Here is a 17,859-nt window from a genome sequence, read left to right as displayed (position 1 = left end):
GGTTGAGAACTCAACTAGTCGCGACTCTAGACCGCCGGGGCGCTCGCGTCCTGCTCGTCGTGGATCCGGAACGGTGGGGGCTTGCCAGGCGTCACGCCGTCGGGGCAGAGTGTGACCGCTCCCACACCTGACTGTCCGTACTCGTCCGGCCACGTGTGAGAGCGCTCTCACTGCGGAGCGGTGCGTCTCCGTGCAGCCCATCGACCGACAGGACGACGATGTTCTCGAGTTCCCTCCGCCGCGGACGCGCGGCGCTGCTGGCGGTCACCGCGACCGTCACCGTGGGGCAGGTGGCCCTCGCCCCGGCCGCGACCGCCGCCCCAGCCCCGGCCCCCGCCCCGGCCCCGGTGACCGAGGCCCAGCCGCTCGCCCCGGGCACCCGCTTCACCACGCCGGTGCCCGACCCCGGCGCCGTCCAGCAGACCATCGACCTCGCCCGGGCCGACCGCTTCCGGGACGCGGCACTGATCGCCCGGGAGGCCGCCACCCCGCAGGCGATGTGGTTCACCGACGGGACGCCGAAGGAGGTGCGGCAGGAGGTCCGGCGGGCGTCGGCGCTGGCCAGGGCGACCCGGTCGGTGCCGACCTTCGTGGTCTACAACGTGCCCGGCCGCGACTGCTCGCAGTACTCCGCCGGCGGGGCGGCCGACGACGCCGCGTACCGCGCCTGGATCGACGGGTTCGCCGCCGGGTTGATGCGCGACCAGCAGGTCGTCGTGGTGGTCGAGCCGGACGGGCTGGCGCTCATGCCCGGCGACTGCCCGCCGGGCACCTACCCGGAGGGGACGGCGCCCACCGACGCCGGACGGCTGGCCGACATCGCCTACGCCGGCGAGGCGATCGAGCGGGCCAACCCGAACGCCCTGGTCTACCTGGACGCCGGCCACACCGGCTGGCACAACGTCGGCAGCATCGCCGACCGGCTGCAGGACGCCGGCGTCGCGGAGTTCCAGGGCCTGGCGCTGAACACCTCGAACTACCAGTACACGCCGAACCTGGCGCAGTACGGCACCTGGATCTCCGAGTGCCTGGCCGTGCTCCCGGCCACCTACGTGCACGGCGTCGACGCCGACCCCTGCCCGAACCAGTACTGGAACGGCGGCCCGGCCAACGGGTACGTCGGTGACGCCCTCGACCCGTTCCAGCAGTGGAGCGACACGGCCACCGACCCCCTGGCCAACACCCTCGGGATCAACCAGCGCTACGACGAGCTCCTCGGTGACGTCGAGCCGACCGCCCACGTGGTGATCGACACCAGTCGGAACGGCCAGGGCCCGTGGGCGCCGGCCGAGGGCACCTACCCGGACCCGCAGACCTGGTGCAACCCGCCCGGCCGGGGCCTCGGCCCGCGTCCGCAGGCGGCTCCCGACGCCGCGTTCCCGCTGGTCGACGCCTACCTGTGGGTCAAGACGCCGGGGCAGTCCGACGGCTCCTGCAACCGCGGCATCGCCGGCAGCACCACGGACCCGGAGTGGGGCGGGATCACCGACCCGGCCGCCGGGGCGTGGTTCCCGGAGCAGGCGCTCGAGCTGGCCCAGCTCGCCGTCCCGCCGTTGCGCTGACCAGCACCGTCGGCTGACCAGCAGGCTCGGCCGACCACCCCGCCGCACCGGCCCGTCCGCGGGCCGGTGCGGCCCCGGACCGCCCGGGGCGTCGCGTCAGGACGACGCGGCGCCCCGGTGCCCGTCCGTCCCCAGCGGCTCGACGACCCGGGTGACGACCCACCGGTGCTTGCCGATCTGGCGGCTCCTGGTGAAGCCGAGCTCCTCGTAGGTGGACAGGGCACCGTTGAAGAGGAAGCCCGCCGGCACCGCATCCGCGGCTTCGGGGTAGCCCTCGACCGTGCCACCGCCCAGGCGCGCGATCAGGTCGAGCGCGCCGGCCAGGGCCGCGGTCGCCACACTCTGGCGGCGGTGTCCCTTGCCGACGAAGCAGCAGGCGATGCGCCAGTCCGGCAGGTCGGTCAGCCCCTTCTCGTAGGCGGCTCGGCTCTTGATCCTGGGCAGCTCGTCCGGAGTGCCGAACTGGCACCAGCCGAGGCAGTCCTCCCCGTCGAGGACGAGTGCGGCGTGTGCCGTCCCCGCCCGGACGCGGCTCAGCTTGCGCTCGCGCTTGGGGGTCGGCGCCGAGTGCCCGCCCACCTCCTCGGGGTGGAAGCCCATGCACTAGCAACCACCGAAGACGCCGTTGTTGCGCTCGACGAGCGCCGCGAACGCCGGCCACGTCGACTCGTCGAGCGGCGTGCACCTGAAGGTGGACGACGACATGCGGGGAGCGTCCTCCTGCTCCCGACGTCTCGGAAGTCCTGCACACCGATTCGTCTGCTGCCGTGCTCACGGCGGCACGGCCGGACCGTCGTCCCCACCCCGTCATCGGGCAGGTGCCTGCCGCCCGCGCCCGGGAGCGGGCTCAGCGTCGGGCGCGCCAGCGCCGGCAGGCTGCGTCGGCCAGCAGCAGGAACGCCTGGGCCTCGGGGGAGTGGCCGGGCCGGTCGAAGTGCGGCGCGGCGCTCGCGCCGGTGACCCGGCCGAGGTCGTCGACCCGCTCGACCACGGAGGCGAGCAGCGACTCCCCGACGGCCCCGTAGGAGCCGGGGAGCCAGCCGTCGGCCGCCCCGGTCAGCGCCGCGCAGCCGAGCATCGCGGCCACGTTGGTGTCCGCCGGCGCCGCCGGGTCGTCCAGCACGTCGCCGAACAGCCCGTCGGGACGGCGCAGCGGCAGGACGGCGTCCAGCAGGCCGCGCACCTCCGCGGCGACCGCGGTGCCGGCCGACCCCGGCAGCCACCGCACCGCCCGGGCGGCGCCGGCGGCGACCCAGCCGTTGCCGGTGCCCCAGGCCCGCGCGTCGGCGAAGGAGCCGGCGTCCTCGTCCCAGCGGGCGGCCCACAGCCCGCTGACCGGGTCGCGCAACCGGCTGCGGTGGCCCGTCAGCTGGGCGACCGCCGCGGCGCCGTGGCCTCGGCAGGCCAGGAAGGGCACCACCATGTGGACGGTGTCCGCCCACACCTGGCGGCTGCCCAGCAGGTGGAACAGGGTGCCGTCCGCAGCCCGCGGCGCGCCGGACAGCACCCAGTCGTGCTGGCGGGTGGCGGCTGCGGCCAGCCGCGGGTCGCCGTGCCGGTGCGCCAGCGCGTCCACGAACTCACCCAGCGCCGCGCCGTTCACCGCGCAGGCGGGGTCCAGCTCGGCCAGCCGGCCGTCGGGCAGCTGGCGGGCCACCGCGTCGTCGACCAGCGCGTGCAGTGCGGCGGCCGCGCCCGACTCCTCGAGCACGGCCGCCGTGAGCCCCTGGTCCCACGAGTGGCGCTGGGAGACCAGCAGGCAGTCCAGCACCCGGCGGCGGACGTCGTCGTCCAGCACGGGCCCCTCCTCCTCCCTCGTCCGCTGCCGCCCGTGTCAGCGAAGGAGCTCAGAACGAGATCTCGGCGCCGTCCTTGAAGATCCGGCCGGTCACCGTCGGTGGCTCGCGCAGCAGCGCCAGGGCGCCCGCCGCGCTCTCCTCCGGGGTCCCCGGCGCCTGGTCGCCGCCGAGGTCGGTGCGCACCCAGCCGGGGTCGAGGGCGTTGACCGCCACCTCGCCGTCGAGCTGGGCGGCCTGCATGAGCACCAGCCCGTTGAGCGCCCACTTGCTCACCCGGTAGCTGCCGATCCCGGCGTCCCGGATCAGCTCGGTGGTGCCCGCGCCGGAGCTGACGTGCACCACCCGGGGATCGGTGCCCTTGCGCAGGGCAGGCAGCAGCGCCAGCACCAGCCGGTGCGGGACGACGCAGTTGACCAGCAGGCTCTCCTCCAGCGTGCCGGCCGGCTCGTCCTCGAAGCGCGGCTCGCGGGCGAGCATGACCCCGGCGTTGTTCAGCAGCACGTCCAGCGCGCCCCACCGTTCCCCGACCGCCTCGGCCAGCCGCTGGGGCGTGGCCTCGTCGGTGAGCTCGGCGACGACCGCGGCGAACGAGCCCGGTCCGTCGGCCAGCTCGGCGGTCAGCCGGTCGAGGGACGCGGCGTCCCGGCCGGTGCCGAGCACGTCGGCGCCGGCCGCGACCAGCGCCCGGGCGACGGCGGCGCCGACCCCGCGGGAGGCGCCGGTGAGCAGCACCCGGCGTCCCGCGAGGTCGGCGCTGGACACGTCGGCCGTCACGCGCCGTCCTTGGCGGCGCGGATGACGTCGGCGTAGGTGCGGGCGCTGTCCTTCGGCGTCCGGACCTGGGTCTCGTAGTCCACGTGCACGATCCCGAACCGCTGGTCGTAGCCGCGGGCCCACTCGTAGTTGTCCAGCAGCGACCAGGCGAAGTACCCGCGCACGTCGGCGCCGGCCTCCATGGCCTCGGTCATCGCGGCCAGGTGGCGGAGCAGGTAGTCGACCCGCTCGGGGTCGTGCACCTGCCCGTCGGCGGAGACCTGGTCCGGCCAGGCCGACCCGTTCTCGGTGATGAACATCGGCAGGCCCGGCGCGACCCCGCTGATCCAGGTCAGCAGCTCGGTGAACGCCTCGGGGTCGATGCCCCAGCCCATCGTGGTGGTCGGGCCCTCCGGCGGCAGGTCCTCGACCAGCTCGGCACCGATGAAGGTCGGGTGCTTGCCGCTGGGCTCGCTGAGCGCGCGCACGGTGGACTGGAAGTAGTAGTTGATGCCCAGCCAGTCGACCGGCGTGGAGATGATCTCCAGGTCGCCGTCCTCGACCGGCAGCGGCGCCCCGGCCGCGGCCAGGTCGTCGACGACGTCGGCCGGGTACTCGCCGGTGGCGATCGGCACCAGGAACATCCGGTTCTGCTGGCCGTCGAGCCGGCGGGCGGCGTCGACGTCGGCCGCGGAGTCGGTGGCCGGCTTCATCGGGGTGAAGTTCAGCGTGATGCCCAGGTGGTCGGCGCCCTTGTCGCGCATCACCTGGGTGGCCAGGCCGTGGCCGAGCAGCAGGTGGTGCACCGCGCGGGAGGCCTCGACCGGGTTCTGGTGGCCGGGGGCGTGCTGGCCGGCCATGTAGCCCAGCAGCGAGCTGCACATCGGCTCGTTCAGCGTCGACCAGTGCGGCACCCGGTCGCCGAGGGCGTCGTAGACCACCCCGGCGTACTCGGCGAAGCGGTAGGCGGTGTCCCGGTTCGTCCAGCCGCCCTGGTCCTGCAGCGCCTGCGGCAGGTCCCAGTGGTACAGCGTCAGCCACGGCGCGATGCCGGCCTCGAGCAGCTCGTCGACCAGCCGGCGGTAGAAGTCCAGCCCGCGCTGCTCGATCGCGCCCGCGCCGGCCGGGAGCACCCGCGGCCAGGAGACGGAGAAGCGGTAGGCGTCCAGGCCGAGGTCCTTCATCAGCGCGACGTCGGCCGGGTAGCGGACGTAGTGCTCGACGGCGACGTCGCCGGTGTGGCCCAGGTGGGTCTTGCCCGGGGTGTGACTGAAGGTGTCCCAGATCGACGGCCCGCGGCCGTCGACGTCGACCGCGCCCTCGATCTGGTAGGCGGCGGTGGCGGCGCCGAAGGTGAAGCCGGGCGGGAAGGACAGCCCGGAGGCGGTGTCCGGGCGCACGTCGGTGGAGGTCATGGCGGTGCTGCTCCTAGCTCGGGATCTGGTCGTGGCTGACCGGCGCGGCCGGGACCGGCACGCTCCGGGAGGTGGGGGGCGGCCCCCTGCCCGCGGGCAGGGGGTCCTGCTCTAGTCGACCCGCTGCTGGGTCTGGGCGTCGAACACGTGCAGGGAACCAGGATCCGCGCTCAGCCACAGCTGCTGCCCGGTGGCGATGGCGGTGCGGGGTTCGGTGCGCACCACCAGGTCCGCGGAGTGCAGGACGTCGTCGGGGGCGTCGGCCAGCGAGGTGTAGAGGAAGGCGTCGGAGCCCAGCTGCTCCACCACGTCCACCCGCACCGGCAAGCCCTCGCCGGCGTCGGCCAGGCGCACCGACTCGGGGCGGAACCCGACGGTCACCCGCCCGTTGCCGGCCGCGGCCCGGGTCAGCTGGTCGCGGGGCACCGGCAGCACCGCGGCGCCCACCCGGACGCCGCCGTCCACGGCGTCGCCGGTGACCAGGTTCATCGCCGGGGAGCCGATGAACCCGGCGACGAACACGTTGGCCGGGCGGTCGTAGAGCACCCCGGGGGTGTCGCACTGCTGCAGGACGCCGTCCTTGAGCACCGCGACCCGGTCGCCCATGGTCATCGCCTCGACCTGGTCGTGGGTGACGTAGACGGTGGTGGTGCCCAGCCGGCGCTGCAGGGCGGCGATCTGGGTGCGGGTCTGGACGCGCAGCTTGGCGTCGAGGTTGGACAGCGGCTCGTCCATCAGGAAGACCTGCGGGTTGCGCACGATCGCCCGGCCCATCGCCACGCGCTGACGCTGACCACCCGACAGCGCCTTGGGCCGGCGGGACAGGTAGTCCTCGAGGTCCAGGATCCTGGCCGCCTCCCGCACCCGGGTGGCCCGCTCGTCCTTGCCGATGCCGGCGAGCTTGAGCGCGAAGCCCATGTTCTCCTCCACCGTCATGTGCGGGTAGAGGGCGTAGTTCTGGAACACCATCGCGATGTCGCGCTCCTTGGGCGGGGAGTCGGTGACGTCCCGGTCGCCGATCACGATCGACCCGGAGTCCACCTCCTCCAGCCCGGCGAGCATCCGCAGCGAGGTGGACTTGCCGCAGCCGGAGGGGCCGACCAGCACCAGGAACTCGCCGTCGGCGATCTCCAGGTCCAGGGCGTCGACCGCCGGCCGTTCGGCCTTCGGGTACACCCGGCTGGCCTGCTGGAAGGACACGGTGGCCATGGTCAGGCACTTCTCGGGGGAAGGGACGGGGACGACGGGGTCGCGCGGCGGGTCATCCCTTCACCGCGCCCTGCATGATGCCGCCGACGATCTGCTTGCCCAGGATCGTGAAGACGATCAGGACGGGCAGGGTGCCCAGCAGCGTGCCGGCCATGATCACCGAGCGCTGGGGCACGTAGCCCGAGCCCAGCCCGGCCAGCGCCACCTGCACGGTCGGGTTGGCGGTGGTCAGGGCGATGAGCGGCCAGAAGAACTCGTTCCAGGCGGTGAGGAACGTCAGCATGGCCAGCACGGCCATGGCCGGCCGGGCGACCGGGACGACGATCGACCAGAAGATCCGGAAGGTCGAGGCGCCGTCGACCCGGCCGGCCTCCAGCAGCTCGTTGGGCAGCGCGGAGATCAGGTACTGCCGCATGAAGAAGACGCCGAAGGCGCTGACCAGCGTGGGCAGGATGACCGCCTGGAGCTGGTTCACCCACTGGAGCTCGGCGATCATCATGAACAGCGGGATGACCGAGAGCTGGGTCGGCACCATCATCGTGCCGATCACCAGGGCCAGGAGCAGGCCCTTGCCGCGGAACGCGAGCTTGGCGAAGGCGAACCCGGCCAGCGTGCAGAACAGCACGGTGCCCACGGTGATGGCCCCGGAGACCAGCACCGAGTTGAGGATCGCCTTGCCGATCGGCGCCTGCTCGAGGGCCAGCTGGAAGTTCTCGAACAGGCTGGCGTTCGGCAGGAACGGCGGCGGGGTGGCGGCGATCTCGGCGTTGGTGTGCGACCCCGCGACCAGGGTCCAGTAGAGCGGGAAGATCGACACCAGTGCCACGAGGGTCAGCAGCGTGTAGGCGACCGGGCCGGGCCTGCCGGCCCTGCTGCCGCCGCGGCGGCCGCGCCGGCGGGCCGGGGACGCGGCCGGCGTGGTGCGCCGGCCGGTCTCGGTGACGGGGGGAGCGAGAGTGGCCATGCCGGTCTCCTACCGGTCGGCCCGGGCGCGGAGGCGGCCGATGACGGCGTTGACCCCCACGATCACCAGGATGATCATGAACATCGCCCAGGCGGTGGTGGCTGCCTGCCCGATGTGGAAGTTGCTCCAGCCCTGCTGGTACATCAGCAGGCCGAGCGTCTGGTACTGCCCGGAGGCGCCGCCGGAGGTGGTGCCGTTGCCGGCGAACAGCAGCGGCTCACCGAACAGCTGGACCGCGCCGATGGTCGACACGACGATCGTGAACAGGATCGTCGGGCGCAGCGACGGGATCGTCACGTGGAGGAACTGCTTCCACTTGCTCGCGCCGTCGATCTCCGCGGCCTCGTAGAGCTCCCCGGGGATCGACTGCATCGCGGCGAGGTAGATGAGCGCGTTGTAGCCGGTCCAGCGCCAGGTGACGATGACCGCGATGGCGACCTGGCTGCTGACCGTCCCGGCCTCCCAGTCGATCCGGTCCAGGCCGACGGCCTCCAGCATGGTGTTGATCAGCCCGTAGTCGCGGCCGAAGAGCTGGGAGAACACCAGGGTCGCGGCGGCGATGCTGGTCGCGTAGGGCATCAGCATCACGGTGCGGAAGAAGGTGCGGCCGCGGAGCTTGTAGTTCAGCAGGTGCGCCAGCCCCAGGGCCATGCACAGCTGGGGGACCGTGGCCAGGATCCCGATGGTGAGGGTGTTGCGGGCGGCGTTCCAGAAGAACTCGCTCTGCAGCAGCTCCCGGTAGTTCTCCAGCCCGACCCAGGTGCCGCCGTTGATGTTGGACAGGCTCGTCTCGTGCAGCGAGACCCAGGCGGTGTACATGAACGGGTAGAGGCTGAACGCCGTGAACACCAGGAAGAACGGTGCGACGTAGGCGTAGCCCCAGCGGTTGCGGGTCAGCTGCCGGCGCTTGCGCGGGCGGGCGGGGGAGGTGGCGGCGGAGGTCGGGGGTGGTGCGGCGATCGCCGCCTCACGGACGGTGCCACTGGCGATGGTCATGCAGGGTCCTCGACGGATCGGTGCGCGGATCGGGCCGGAAGGGTCCCGGGGGCTCGAGCGGGCCGGGACGGCGGACCGGGCAGGTGCCCGGGGGCGTTCGACGCCCCCGGGCACCGCGTCCGGTCGGCGGCTGCTGGACCTGGGGTCAGCCGCCGGTGGCCTGGCGAGCCGCCTTCAGCGCGTTCTCCCAGCCCTCGTCGGGCGTCGCACCGCCGGAGGCGATGTCGGTCAGCGCCGTGGTGAACGCCTCCTGGATCTGCGTGTCGTACGGGCCGATCGGGGTGCGCTGGATGTTCGCCGCCGACTCACCGAAGATCTCGCCGGTCGGGGCGCCGCTGAAGTACTCGTTGGTCGCGCCCATGACGCCGGGGTCCTCCGCGGCCTGCGGGCTGGAGGGGAAGTGCGCGGCCTCGGTGAACATCTTGACCTGCTGCTCCGGGGCGGTCAGCCACTCGGCGAGGTCCTTGGCGGCCTCGACGTTCTCCCCGTCGGCCGGGACGCCGAGGAAGGAGCCACCCCAGTTGCTGGCGCTCTCGTCGGAGCCCGGCAGCGGCGCGATGTCCCACAGGCCGGCGCCGCCGTCACCCATCTGGGAGTTGATGTAGCCGAGCATCCAGGCCGGGCAGGCGATGGTGGCGAAGGCGCCGTTGGAGAAGGCGGCGTTCCACTCGTCACCGAACTGGCTGAGGTTGGCGGTCAGGCCCTCGTCGGCGGCCGTGCTGGCGTACTCCCACGCCCGCTCGACGCCGTCGCTCTCCTCGGGGATCGGGTTGCCCTCCTCGTCGTTGTAGGCGACGTCGCCCTGGTAGACCGAGGAGGAGAAGATGCTCGCCGGGCTGTCGACGAAGGCGGCGTCCGACGAGGACTGGTACTGGCGCGCGGTGTCCAGGTACGCGTCCCAGGTCGGCCACAGCTCGGCCACCTGGGCGCGGTCGGTGGGCAGCCCGGCCTGCTCGAAGAGGTCCTTGCGGTAGCACATGGCCTGCGGGCCGGTGTCCGTGCCGAGGCCGATGGTCTTGCCGTCCGCGGTGGTGGCCTGGCCCCACTTCCAGTCGTAGAAGTTGCCCTCGAGCTCGTCGCCGTTCTCCTCCGCGGCGAAGTCGACGAACGCGTCGGCGTGGTTGCGCACGACGTCGGCGATGAAGCCGATCTCCAGGGCCTGGATGTCGTCGAGGCCGGAGTTCGCGGCCAGCCGGGTCTGCAGCGACTTGTAGTACGCGGCGGACTGGGCGACGTTGTTCTGCTCGATCGTGACGTTCGGGTGGAGCTCCATGTACTCCTCGTAGAGCCCCGCGTTGTCGAAGTCCATGGTGCCGAACGTGCCGACGGTCAGGGTGACCGGCGCGTCCGGGTCGTACTCGGCGGCGGCGTCGGCGCTCGCGTCGTCCGAACCGCCGCAGCCGGCGGTCAGCAGCACCGCGGCCAGGGCCGCGCCCCACGCCGCCCTGCTCTTCGAGGAATGGAACATCGGACCTCCTGGGTCGTCCCGGGACGCGTGCTCCACTGCATCGTCCACCGGGGGCGTGAGAACGCTCTCACGGCCGTGGCGCACAGAGTGGTCTGGGCCACAGGAGGCTGTCAAGTAACGGCTGAGTAACGGTTCGGGGCCGGGCGGGTACTAGGCGAGAGCGCTCTCACGGTGCACCATGGACACCCCGCCCCGAACACTGGAGACACATGACCGACACGACCCCGCGTGCCGCGGTGCCGACGCTGGACGAGGTCGCCGTGCTGGCCGGCGTGTCCCGCGCCACGGTGTCCCGGGTGGTCAACGACTCACCGCGGGTGAGCCCGGAGGCCCGGGAGGCCGTCCGGTCGGCGATCGCCGAGCTGCGCTACGTGCCCAACCGGATGGCCCGGAGCCTGGTCACCCGGCGCACCGACACCATCGCCCTGGTGCTCAACGAGCCCAACACCCAGGTGTTCTCCGACCCGTTCTTCGCCAGCATCGTGCGGGGGGTGTCCGCGACCCTGGCCGACACCGACCTGAACCTGGTGCTGCTGACCGCCCAGGACGAACGCGAGCAGCAGAAGATCGGCCGGTACGCCCGCCAGGGCCACGTCGACGGCGTCATCCTGATGTCGGTGCACAGCGACGACCCGCTGCCGGACATCCTCGCCGACGCCGGGGTGCCCCTGGTGATGTGCGGGCGGCCCTTCGACGACCGGGCGGTCGCCTACGTCGACGCCGACAACCGCGGCGGCGCCGAGGTCGCCACGTCGCACCTGATCGCCACCGGGCACCGCCGGATCGCCACCATCACCGGGCCGCTGGACATGATCGCCGGGGTCGACCGGCTGTCCGGTCACCGGGCGGCGCTGGCCGCGGCCGGGCTGCGGACGTTCCCGGAACTGGAGGCGGAGGGCGACTTCACCGAGGCCGGCGGCGCCCGGGCGATGGAGTCGCTGCTGGGTCGCGACCCCGAGCTCGACGCCGTCTTCGTGGCCTCGGACCCCATGGCGGTGGGGGCGCTGGGTGCCCTGCGCCGCGCCGGCCGGCGGGTGCCCGAGGACGTCGCCGTGGTCGGCTTCGACGACGCCGCCGTCGCCACCCGGTGCGACCCGCCGCTGACCACGGTCGCCCAGCCGCTGGCCGACATGACCCCGCTGCTCACCGAGCTGCTGCTGCGCCAGATCGACGGCGTCGGGGGGCCGGTGGAGTCCCGGGTGTGCCGCACGTCGCTGGTCCGGCGCGCCTCGGCCTGACGGAGACCCGCGCCGTCCACAGCGGTGATCAGGTCACCTGATCACCGGCTGTCCGCCCGCACCAGCGTTGGTGCAGCGGGCCAGCCGCAGGTGCGGTCGGACGGCGTCGTCCGTGTGCCATGACGGAGGCGTGCCGCCACGCGCGGCTCCGGGGTCACCACCAGGTCACGGTCCGGTGGTGTCGAAACGCGCGGGACACACGGCCTGTCTAGGTTCGTCGCATGGCGGACCTCTTCGACGGCTACCCGCTCGGGCGGCAGTGGGACGAGATGTTCGCGGCCCCCGGCCGGCCCCGCACCCCCTACACCGGCCTGTTCAGCTCGCTGCAGCCGATGTCGGGGGAGGAGCTGGCCGCCCGGGCCGACGTCCTCTCGCAGACCTACCGCGACGCCGGGGTGACCTTCGCGCACGCCGGCGAGGAGCAGCCCTTCCCGCTGGACATCGTCCCCCGGGTGATCGGCCACCAGGAGTGGTCGGTGATCGAGCGCGGGGTGGCCCAGCGGGTGTGGGCGCTGGAGGCATTCCTGGCGGACGTCTACGGCGCCGGGGAGGTCTTCACCGACCGGATCGTGCCGCGCAGCGTGGTCACCACCAGCGCGCACTTCCACCGGGCCGCGCACGGGCTGGTGCCACCCAACGGCGTCCGGGTGCACGTCAGCGGCATCGACCTGGTGCGGGACGAGGCCGGCGACTTCCGGGTGCTGGAGGACAACCTCCGCTCGCCGTCGGGCGTCAGCTACGTGATCACCAACCGGGCGGCGATGACGTCGGTGCTGCCGGAGCTGTTCGGTGACCACCGGGTCCAGCCGGTCGCGGAGTACCCGGGCCGGCTGCTCGCCGCGCTGAAGGCGTCGGCGCCGGCCGGCGTCAGCGACCCCACGGTCGTGCTGCTCACCCCCGGCGTCTACAACTCCGCCTACTTCGAGCACGCCCTGCTGGCCCGGCAGATGGGCGTCGAGCTGGTCGAGGGCCGGGACCTGGTCTGCTCCGGCGGGCAGGTCAGCATGCGGACGACGGACGGCCAGCAACGGGTCGACGTCATCTACCGCCGGATCGACGACGAGTTCCTCGACCCGGTGCACTTCCGCTCCGACTCGGTGATCGGCTGCGCCGGGGTGCTCAACGCCGCCCGCGCCGGCCGGGTGACCATCGCCAACGCGGTGGGCAACGGCGTCGCCGACGACAAGCTGCTCTACACCTGGGTGCCCGACCTCATCCGCTACTACCTGGGCGAGGAACCGGTGCTCGCCAACGCCGAGACCCACCGGCTCGACGAGCCCGACACCGTCGAGTGGGTGCTCTCCTCGCTCGACCAGCTGGTGCTCAAGCCGGTCGACGGCTCGGGCGGTAAGGGCATCGTCATCGGGCCGCGGGCCGACGAGCGGACCCTGGAGGAGCTCGCGGTGAAGGTGCGCAGCAGCCCGCGGGACTGGATCGCCCAGGCGCCGATCGGCCTGTCGACGTCCCCGACGCTGATCAACGGCCGGATCGCCCCGCGGCACGTCGACCTGCGGCCGTTCGCGGTCAACGACGGCACCGACGTCTGGGTGCTGCCCGGTGGGCTGACCCGGGTGGCGCTGCCCGAGGGGGAGCTGGTGGTGAACTCCAGCCAGGGCGGGGGCTCGAAGGACACCTGGGTGCTCAGCGCGCCGCGCCCGGCGGTCGAGCCGGTGCCCGAGCAGGACGTCACCCGGATCGAGTTCACCACCGAGGACCTGCCGGTCGAGCCGCCGGCGCAGGACCCGGGCCCGCCCAACGACAACGCCCTCGCCCAGTCCCAGCAACAGCAACAAGGGGCAGAAATGGCCATTTCTGCCGTCCATCGGGACGGTGACGGTCCGTCGCCCAGGGCAGGGATGGCCATCTCTGCCCCTGGGGAGGTGCCGCCGTGCTGAGCCGGATCGCGGAGTCGCTGTTCTGGATCGGGCGCTACGTCGAGCGGGCCGACGACACCGCCCGGATCCTCGACGTGCACACCCAGCGGCTGGTCGAGGACCCGTGGATCGACGAGCAGCGGGCCTGCGCGAACCTGCTCGCGCTGATGGGTGCGCCCTGCCCGCCCGAGGAGGCCGACACCGAGCGGGTGCTGGCCACCCTGGCCTTCGACCGGGCGAGCCCGAGCTCGATCACCGGGGCGCTGTCGGCCGCCCGGGAGAACGCGCGCGGCGCCCGGGAGGTGCTGTCGGCGGAGATCTGGGAGTCGCTCAACGTCACCCACAACGCCCTGCCGCAGCAGCGCACGATGGCCCGCCGGTACGGCCCGCACTCGCTGTTCCGGTTCGTCCGGGAGCGCTCGGCGATGGTCTTCGGCCTGGCCGACGCCACGATGAGCCGCGACGAGAGCTGGCTGTTCCTCGTCCTGGGCCGGTCGCTGGAGCGGGTCGACATGACCTCCCGGATGCTCTCCACCCGCGTGCTGGCCGGGGACGCGGCGCCGTCCTGGACGCTGGTGCTGCGCTCGACCGGTGCCTACGAGCCCTACCTGCGCACCTATCGGGGTGCGGTGAACTCCAGCCGGGCCGCGGAGTTCCTGCTGCTGGACCGGCTCTTCCCGCGCTCGGTGTTCGCCTCGCTCGAGCGCGCCGAGGGGTGCCTGGCCGAGCTGGAGCGGGCCAACGTGCGGGAGGGCCACCGGATCGGCGTCGCCGGCGAGGCGCACCGGATCGTCGGCCGCGCCCGGACGATGCTGGAGTTCATGCAGACCGACGAGATCCTGGCGCGGTTGCCGGCCCGGCTGGACGAGCTGCAGCGCACCTGCTCGGCGGCCAGCGAGGCGGTCACCAACCGGTTCTTCACCGAGCAGGCGCCGCAGGTCTGGGTGCCGGAAGGCGTGGGGTGAGCGCGGTGCCGCAGCGTCAGAGCCAGTCCCAGCAGGGCCAGTCCCAGCACGGCCATGGGCAGAGCCAGTCGCAGGTGCAGTCCGGCTCCGTGCGGGTCCCCGGGGACCGCTGGCGGCTGCGGGTCGTGCACCGCAGCGCGTTCCGCTACGGCGGGCCGGTCCGCTCCTCCTACAACGAGGCGCGGATGACCCCGGAGAACAGCAGCCGGCAGACCACCCTGCGGTCCCGGGTGGAGATCGAGCCGGCCGCCACCGTGCACGCCTACCGCGACTACTGGGGGTCGACGGTCACCGCCTTCGACACCCACGGCCCGCACACCGAGCTGGTCGTGCAGGCCACCTCGGAGGTGGAGGCCGGCCCGGAACCGCACGTCCCGGACCCGGTGAGCTGGGCCGACCTGGCCGTCCCGGACCTGCGGGACCGGTTCGGGGAGATGCTCCGCCCCACGCCGCTGACCGCGATGGACTCCCCGGTGGTCGACGAGGTGCGGGCCGTCGTCGGGGACGCCGGCCCGCGGGAGGCCGGGCACCTGGTCTGCGCCTTCGTGCACGAGCACATGGAGTACCTGACCGGGTCGACCAACGTGAAGACCAACGCGATGCAGGCGTGGACCCACCGCAAGGGCGTCTGCCAGGACATCTCGCACGTCTCCGTCGGTCTGCTCCGCGCCCTCGGCCTGCCCGCGCGCTACGTCTCCGGGTACCTGCACCCCGCGCCCGCGGCGGCCATCGGGCAGTCGGTCACCGGGGAGAGCCACGCCTGGGTGGAGTGGTGGGACGGCGGGTGGTCCGGCCACGACCCGACGAACTCCGTGGAGATCGGGCCCCGGCACGTCACCCTGGCCCGGGGGCGGGACTACTCCGACGTCCCGCCGCTCAAGGGGATCTTCTCCGGCCCGCGCAGCGAGGGCTCGACCGTGACCGTGGAGGTCACCCGGCTGGCCTGACGAAGGACCCCCTCGCCCCCCACCACTCGCAAGCTCGCGGTGGGACCCTGCGAGGGGGCCGTTCCAGCGGGTCCGCCAATCGCGACGAGGAGCCGGACATGGTCCAAGAGCTCAGGGTCCACAACTTCATGCTCTCCAGCGACGGGTTCGGCGCGGGGGAGGGGCAGAGCCTGGAACGACCGTTCGGCCACGCCGACCCGATGGTGCTCGGCGCCTGGGCCTTCGCCACCGCGAGCTGGCCCAACCGGAGCGGGCCCGGCGGCACCCGCGGCCTGGACGACCACCTCATGCGCGAGTTCGGGCGCAACATCGGCGCCGAGATCATGGGCCGCAACAAGTTCGGGCCCCAGCGCGGACCGTGGACCGACCACGAGTGGCAGGGCTGGTGGGGCGACGAGCCGCCGTTCCACACGCCGGTGTTCGTGCTGACGCACCACGAGCGGCCCTCGTTCACCCTGGCGGACACCACGTTCCACTTCGTCGGCGGGGAGCCCGCCGAGGTGCTGGAGAAGGCGAAGGCGGCGGCCGACGGCCGGGACGTCCGGCTCGGTGGGGGAGCCACGACCGTCCGGGAGTTCCTGGACGCAGACCTCGTGGACACCCTGCACGTGGCGGTGGCGCCGGTGGAGCTCGGCGCCGGCTCACGGCTGTGGACCTCACCCGACGAGCTGCTCGACCGGTTCCACCACGAGGCCGTGCCGAGCCCGAGCGGGGTGATCCACCACCTGTTCTGGCGGCGCTGACCCGGCTGCTCATCGCCGCCGCCGGCGCACCTGGGATGCTGGACGGCGATGAGCGCACCCCTGAACCTGGTCAACCTGGAACGGGTGTCGAAGGCCCACGGGACGACGGTGATCCTGGACGACGTCTCCCTCGGGGTCGCCGCCGGTGAGCGGATCGGTGTGGTCGGCCGCAACGGTGGTGGCAAGTCCACCCTGCTCGGCGTCCTCACCGGCACCCAGGAGCCCGACTCCGGCCGGGTCACCCGCCGCGGTGACCTGGCCATGGGCGTGCTCGACCAGACCGGCACCCTCCCTCCGGGGACGACGGTGCGCGACGTCGTGCTGCCCGCCTCCCGGTTCGCCGCCGAGCACGAGTGGGCCGGGGACGCCGCCGTCCGCTCGGTGCTGACCGGCCTGGAGCTGGACCGGATCGGGCTGGACTCCCCGGTCGCCCCCATGTCGGGTGGTGAGCGTCGCCGGGTCGCGCTGGCCGCCCAGCTGATCCGCCCGCTGGACCTGCTGGTGCTCGACGAGCCGACCAACCACCTCGACGTCGAGGGCGTGGCCTGGCTGGCCGAGTACGTGAAGGCCCGCACCGGCGGGCTGATCGTCGTGACCCACGACCGCTGGTTCCTCGACGAGGTCTCCACCACCACGTGGGAGGTCGCCGACGGCAGCGTGCACGCCTACGAGGGCGGCTACTCCGCCTACACGCTGGCCCGCGCCGAGCGCGCCCGGATCGCCAACGTGACCGAGGAGCGCCGGCTCAACCTGGTGCGCAAGGAACTGGCCTGGCTGCGCCGGGGCCCCCCGGCCCGCACCAGCAAGCCGAAGTTCCGGATCGAGGCGGCCCAGGCGCTGATCGCCGACGAGCCGCCCGCCCGGGACACGATGGCGCTGGCCGGCTTCGCCGCCCGGCGGCTGGGCAAGACGGTCTACGACGTCGAGGACGTCACCTACACGGTGCGCGGCCACGGCCCGGTGGACGACGCCGACGACCCGGCCGGTCCCGCCGACCCGGACGGTCCGCGCGAGCGGACGCTGTTCCGCGACCTGACCTGGCACGTCGGCCCGGGCGACCGGATCGGCGTCGTCGGGGTGAACGGCGCGGGCAAGACCTCGCTGCTCAAGCTGCTGGTCGGCGAGGTGGAGCCGGACGCCGGGAAGGTCGTCGTCGGTCAGACGGTCGCCCAGGCCTACCTGTCCCAGCACGTCACCGAGCTCGACCCGCGCCAGCGGGTGCTCGAGGCGGTGCAGGACGTCGCCCGGATCGCGAAGATCGGCAACCAGGAGATCTCCGCCTCCACGCTGGCCGAGCGGTTCGGCTTCGCCGCGAACCGGCAGTGGACGCCGGTGGGCGACCTCTCCGGCGGCGAGCGCCGGCGGCTGCAGCTGCTCCGCCTGCTGATGGCCGAGCCGAACGTGCTGCTGCTCGACGAGCCGACCAACGACCTGGACATCGACACCCTCACCGCGCTCGAGGACCTGCTCGACAACTTCCCCGGCACGGTGCTGGTGGTCAGCCACGACCGGTACTTCGTCGACCGGGTGTGCGACTCGGTGGTCGCGCTCATGGGCGACGGCTCGCTGGCCGCGCTGCCCGGCGGGGTGGAGGAGTACCTGCGGCGCCGCGCCGCCGGGGAGGCCGCGCTGCCCGGGTCGGGTGCTGCGGCCCCGGTCGGCAGCTCCGCGGCGTCGGCGCACAGTGCGGCGGACTCCCGGGCGGCCCGCAAGGAGGCCTCGCGGCTGGAGCGCCGGATGCTCAAGCTGGACGCCGACGAGAAGAAGCTGCACGAGCAGCTCGCCGCGGCCGCCACGGACTACGGGAAGGCCGCCGAGCTGGACGCGCAGCTGCGGGCGGTGCAGGCGGAGAAGGAGCAGGTCGAGACCGACTGGCTGGCCGCCGCGGAGATCGCCGAGGGCTGACCGGCCCGCAGCAGTGATCAG

The 17,859-nt window shown here is 73.2% G+C and carries 15 protein-coding genes; 7 read left to right on the top strand and 8 right to left on the bottom strand.

Features of this window, described 5'->3' with window-relative positions; genetic code table 11:
• Positions 1-218: 218 nt before the first annotated feature.
• The gene (locus tag FB380_RS03585; protein ID WP_166753876.1) at positions 219-1,562 is read left to right on the top strand and encodes a glycoside hydrolase family 6 protein; all 1,344 of its coding nucleotides are present in this window, start codon (positions 219-221) and stop codon (positions 1,560-1,562) included.
• A 96-nt stretch (positions 1,563-1,658) separates the two neighbouring features.
• On the opposite strand, the gene FB380_RS03580 is transcribed toward FB380_RS03585, so the two are convergent.
• From FB380_RS03580 to FB380_RS03545, 8 genes are all read right to left on the bottom strand, one after another.
• On the bottom strand, positions 1,659-2,162 hold the full coding sequence (locus FB380_RS03580; protein WP_208382746.1) for a hypothetical protein: 504 nt from the start codon (positions 2,160-2,162) through the stop codon (positions 1,659-1,661).
• A 247-nt stretch (positions 2,163-2,409) separates the two neighbouring features.
• Positions 2,410-3,360, bottom strand: a complete 951-nt coding sequence (locus FB380_RS03575; RefSeq protein ID WP_166753875.1) for a glycoside hydrolase family 88 protein — start codon at positions 3,358-3,360, stop codon at positions 2,410-2,412.
• A gap of 49 nt (positions 3,361-3,409) precedes the next feature.
• The gene (locus FB380_RS03570) at positions 3,410-4,135 is read right to left on the bottom strand and encodes an SDR family NAD(P)-dependent oxidoreductase (protein ID WP_166753874.1); all 726 of its coding nucleotides are present in this window, start codon (positions 4,133-4,135) and stop codon (positions 3,410-3,412) included.
• Positions 4,132-5,529: a GH1 family beta-glucosidase gene (locus FB380_RS03565; protein ID WP_166753873.1), complete on the bottom strand. Its 1,398-nt coding sequence runs from the start codon at positions 5,527-5,529 to the stop codon at positions 4,132-4,134. Before FB380_RS03565 ends, FB380_RS03570 begins: the two co-directional genes overlap by 4 nt.
• A gap of 111 nt (positions 5,530-5,640) precedes the next feature.
• Positions 5,641-6,738 carry an ABC transporter ATP-binding protein gene (locus FB380_RS03560; RefSeq protein WP_166753872.1) on the bottom strand — a complete coding sequence of 366 codons (1,098 nt, stop codon included), beginning with the start codon at positions 6,736-6,738 and terminating at the stop codon, positions 5,641-5,643.
• A gap of 52 nt (positions 6,739-6,790) precedes the next feature.
• Positions 6,791-7,702, bottom strand: a complete 912-nt coding sequence (locus tag FB380_RS03555; RefSeq protein WP_166753871.1) for a carbohydrate ABC transporter permease — start codon at positions 7,700-7,702, stop codon at positions 6,791-6,793.
• Positions 7,703-7,711: 9 nt separating this feature from the next.
• Entirely contained in the window at positions 7,712-8,698 is a 987-nt protein-coding gene (locus FB380_RS03550; protein WP_166753870.1) for a carbohydrate ABC transporter permease, read from the bottom strand.
• Between the two features lie 145 nt (positions 8,699-8,843).
• On the bottom strand, positions 8,844-10,166 hold the full coding sequence (locus FB380_RS03545; RefSeq protein WP_166753869.1) for an ABC transporter substrate-binding protein: 1,323 nt from the start codon (positions 10,164-10,166) through the stop codon (positions 8,844-8,846).
• 209 nt (positions 10,167-10,375) lie between these two features.
• Between FB380_RS03545 and FB380_RS03540 the strand changes: the two genes are divergently transcribed.
• The 6 genes from FB380_RS03540 to FB380_RS03515 all read left to right on the top strand — a co-directional run bounded on the left by FB380_RS03540 (position 10,376) and on the right by FB380_RS03515 (position 17,838).
• Positions 10,376-11,404, top strand: a complete 1,029-nt coding sequence (locus tag FB380_RS03540) for a LacI family DNA-binding transcriptional regulator (RefSeq protein ID WP_166753868.1) — start codon at positions 10,376-10,378, stop codon at positions 11,402-11,404.
• Positions 11,405-11,625: 221 nt separating this feature from the next.
• Positions 11,626-13,299 (top strand): circularly permuted type 2 ATP-grasp protein, encoded by a 1,674-nt coding sequence (locus tag FB380_RS03535; RefSeq protein WP_229681956.1) that lies wholly within the window; start codon positions 11,626-11,628, stop codon positions 13,297-13,299.
• Positions 13,293-14,243 (top strand): alpha-E domain-containing protein, encoded by a 951-nt coding sequence (locus FB380_RS03530; RefSeq protein ID WP_166753867.1) that lies wholly within the window; start codon positions 13,293-13,295, stop codon positions 14,241-14,243. Before FB380_RS03535 ends, FB380_RS03530 begins: the two co-directional genes overlap by 7 nt.
• A gap of 5 nt (positions 14,244-14,248) precedes the next feature.
• Entirely contained in the window at positions 14,249-15,190 is a 942-nt protein-coding gene (locus tag FB380_RS03525; RefSeq protein WP_229681955.1) for a transglutaminase family protein, read from the top strand.
• 98 nt (positions 15,191-15,288) lie between these two features.
• Positions 15,289-15,933, top strand: a complete 645-nt coding sequence (locus tag FB380_RS03520; RefSeq protein WP_166753866.1) for a dihydrofolate reductase family protein — start codon at positions 15,289-15,291, stop codon at positions 15,931-15,933.
• Positions 15,934-15,981: 48 nt separating this feature from the next.
• Entirely contained in the window at positions 15,982-17,838 is a 1,857-nt protein-coding gene (locus tag FB380_RS03515) for an ABC-F family ATP-binding cassette domain-containing protein (protein ID WP_166753865.1), read from the top strand.
• The last annotated feature ends 21 nt before the right edge of the window (positions 17,839-17,859 follow it).

The organism is Modestobacter marinus (genome assembly GCF_011758655.1).
Classification (GTDB): Bacteria; Actinomycetota; Actinomycetes; order Mycobacteriales; family Geodermatophilaceae; genus Modestobacter; species Modestobacter marinus.
This window is presented reverse-complemented; position numbering and strand designations above follow the sequence as displayed.